Source organism: Paraburkholderia caffeinitolerans (assembly GCF_902859945.1).
Lineage (GTDB): Bacteria > Pseudomonadota > Gammaproteobacteria > Burkholderiales > Burkholderiaceae > Paraburkholderia > Paraburkholderia caffeinitolerans.
Window position 1 is genome coordinate 1 of sequence record NZ_CADIKL010000098.1, and the last position, 1,700, is coordinate 1,700.

Consider the following 1,700-nt stretch of genomic DNA (forward strand, 5'->3'; position numbering starts at 1 on the left):
ATGAGCCACTATTCGATATTCAGTCTGTTCCGCAACGGGTTGTCGTATCACGAGAACTGGGAGCGGCAGTGGAGGAGCCCCGAGCCGAAGAAGGAGTACGACGTCGTGATCGTCGGCGGCGGTGGGCACGGTCTTGCCACCGCGTACTACCTCGCGAAAGAGCACGGCGTGAAGAACATCGCGATTCTGGAGAAGGGCTGGATCGGCGGCGGCAACACGGCGCGCAACACCACCATCGTGCGCTCGAACTATCTGTGGGACGAGTCGGCGGCGCTGTATGAAAAGGCCATGAAGCTCTGGGAAGGGCTCTCGCAGGATCTCAACTACAACGTGATGTTCAGCCAGCGCGGCGTGATGAATCTCGCGCATACGCTGCAGGACGTGCGCGACACCGAGCGCCGCGTGAACGCGAACCGCCTGAACGGCGTGGACGCCGAGTTCCTCACGCCCGAGCAGATCAAGGAGATCGAACCCACGATCAACCTGAACAGCCGCTATCCGGTACTGGGCGCTTCTATTCAGCGCCGCGCCGGCGTGGCGCGCCACGACGCGGTGGCCTGGGGCTTCGCGCGCGGCGCGGACCGTCACGGCGTGGACATCATCCAGAATTGCCAGGTCACGGGCATTCGCCGCGACGGCGGCCGCGTGACCGGCGTGGATACGGTGAAGGGCTTCATCAAGGCGAAGAAGGTGGCCGTGGTTGCGGCAGGCAACACCACGACGCTCGCCGACATGGCCGGCATCCGCCTGCCGATCGAAAGCCATCCGCTGCAGGCGCTGGTTTCCGAGCCCATCAAGCCGGTGGTCAACTCGGTCATCATGTCGAACGCGGTGCACGCGTATATCAGCCAGTCCGACAAGGGCGACCTCGTGATCGGCGCGGGCGTCGATCAGTACACGGGTTTCGGCCAGCGCGGCAGCTACCACATCATCGAAGGCACGCTGCAGGCCATCGTCGAAATGTTCCCGGTGTTCTCGCGCGTGCGCATGAATCGCCAGTGGGGCGGCATTGTCGATGTCTCGCCCGACGCGTGCCCGATCATCAGCAAGACCGACGTGAAGGGCCTCTATTTCAACTGCGGCTGGGGCACGGGCGGCTTCAAGGCGACGCCGGGCTCGGGCTGGGTGTTCGCGCACACCATCGCGAACGACGAACCGCACCCGCTCAACGCGCCGTTCGCACTGGACCGCTTCTACAACGGCCATCTGATCGACGAGCACGGCGCAGCCGCCGTGGCGCACTGAATACGCACCATACAGAGGAGAACACCACATGTTGCTGATCGAATGCCCATGGTGCGGGCCGCGCGCCGAACTCGAATTTACCTGCGGCGGCGAGGCGGATATCGCACGCCCGCTCGACACCGATAAGCTGAGCGACCGCGAATGGGGCGAGTACCTGTTCATGCGCGATAACCCGCGCGGCGTGCACAAGGAGCAGTGGCTGCATACGCAAGGCTGCCGCCGCTGGTTCAAGGTGACGCGCGACACCGTAAGTTACGACATTCAGGGTTACGAAACGTTTGGCGATGCCAACTCGCCGGCGAACGTCCAGGCGAAAGCACAACAGGCCGCGCAACAAAGCGCACAGCAAGGCACGCAAGGGAGCAAGCAGCGATGAGCCAGAAGAACCGTCTCGGCGCCGGCGGGCGCATCAACCGCGCGATTCCGCTGACCTTCACGTTCAACGGGCGCACGTA

The 1,700-nt window shown here is 63.9% G+C and carries 2 protein-coding genes; both read left to right on the top strand.

What is annotated here, in order from left to right:
- On the top strand, positions 1-1,245 hold a 1,245-nt coding region (locus tag HV773_RS36390; RefSeq protein WP_129563965.1), incomplete at its 5' end, for a sarcosine oxidase subunit beta family protein.
- 28 nt (positions 1,246-1,273) lie between these two features.
- A complete protein-coding gene (locus HV773_RS36395; RefSeq protein WP_129563966.1) occupies positions 1,274-1,621 on the top strand; it encodes a sarcosine oxidase subunit delta in 348 nt (115 codons plus the stop codon).
- The last annotated feature ends 79 nt before the right edge of the window (positions 1,622-1,700 follow it).